Annotated in this window: 1 protein-coding gene; it reads right to left on the bottom strand. The window is 68.2% G+C overall.

From position 1 onward, the window contains the following. Window positions 1-17: 17 nt before the first annotated feature. On the bottom strand, window positions 18-1232 hold the full coding sequence (locus QSK18_RS35610; protein ID WP_502894332.1) for an IS110 family RNA-guided transposase: 1215 nt from the start codon (window positions 1230-1232) through the stop codon (window positions 18-20). Between the last annotated feature and the right edge of the window lie 286 nt (window positions 1233-1518).

The raw sequence follows: 1518 nt of genomic DNA, 5'->3' as shown, positions 1-1518 counted from the left end.
TGATGCTCCTATTGCTGTCAAGCCGTGGTGAGCCAGGTTCGGTAGCGGTCGGCGAGGTCGTCGTCGCGTTGTAGTCCTCGTTCGAGGCGGGAGATGGCGGTGGGCCAGAGCCCGAAGTGTTGGGCTGCGGCGGTGAGGGTGATGTTCTTGGCTTGCCGGCTGGGGCGTAGGTCGCTGTAGTCGGCGATCTCGATCTGTTGGGTGAGGTAGCGGTAGATCTCGCGGGCGATGGCTCGTTTGAGCATCCGCAGGATCTCCTTACCCGTGCGGCCGGCGGCTTTGTGCCGGGCGACATAGGCGCGGGTGGGTGCGTGGCTGCTCCAGCGGACCATGGCGATGCGGTAGAGGGCGTTGTTCGCGGCGCGGTCCCCGCCGCGCGAGAGCCGGTAGCGGCCCCGGGTCTTTCCGGAGGAGACCGGAACGGGGGCAGCGCCGCAGAGCGCGGCGAAGGAGGCTTCGCTGCGCAGACGTTCGGGGTTGTTCCCGGCGGTGATCAGGAGCTGGGCGGCGGTGTCGGGGCCGACGCCGTGGGCTGCGCGCAGGGCCGGGTTGGCCGCGCTGACGTACTCATCGATCGCGGCGGTGAGGGTCTTGTCCTGTTCAGCCAGGAACTCATAACGCTGCGCCAGGAGCTTCAGCGCGGTGGCGACCGAAACGCGGACGGCATGGTCGCCCGTGTGGTCGGTACCAATACCGGGGCGGCTTCGGGCCAGCGTCGTGATGAGTGTTTTCTCTTTCAGGTCGCGGTATTTCGCGCGCAGGTCCTCGGGGGCGGTGACGAGCATGCCGTGGATCTGATTGATGGTGGCTGTGCGGGCCTTGATCGCCGAACGGCGGGCGTTGTGCAGGGACCGGACCGTCTCGGTCGCGGGGTTCTTCGGGGCGCTGGAGGCTCGTCCGGACAAAACCGCGCGGGCGGCCTGGTAGGCGTCGATCGGGTCGGACTTGCCCCGGGCGCGGCGTTCGGCCCGGTCGGGCCGGTTGACCTCCACCACCCCTAGCCCGGCCGCGGCCAGCGCCAACGCCAGGCCGGCACCGTAGGAACTGGTGCCCTCGATACCAACCTGCTCCACAATGCCGTGCCCGGTCAGGAACGCGATCGCGGCGGCATACCCGGGCCCGGTCGCGGGGAACTCGGCATCGGCCACGTCCTTGCCCAGGAAATCGATGACGGCCACGTGGATCGTGTCAGCGTGCGTGTCCGCACCACCGACCACCCGTGCCTGCTCCAGCTCGATGCCCGGTTCGATGACACGACGCTGGGTCTGGGACGGTGCTGATGTCACGATGGTGGTGCCCTTCCTGCTCGACCTCGGGTGGGGTGCAGCCCGCGGTCGGGGTGAGCAGACAGGACAATGATCGGGCTCTGCCAAGCTCCTATCAGGTCATGCCCGCCCCGGCCGTGAGCCTGGTACGCGCGCCATCCGGAACCCGACAGAACAATCGCAAGCCAGCCCAACAGGGCGACAGTCAGTGGCGGGGTCAGAGCCCCGGAGACGCCCTTACATCATCATTGTC

The sequence above is a fragment of the Kineosporia sp. NBRC 101677 genome, from assembly GCF_030269265.1.
Classification (GTDB): domain Bacteria; phylum Actinomycetota; class Actinomycetes; order Actinomycetales; family Kineosporiaceae; genus Kineosporia; species Kineosporia rhizophila.
This window is presented reverse-complemented; position numbering and strand designations above follow the sequence as displayed.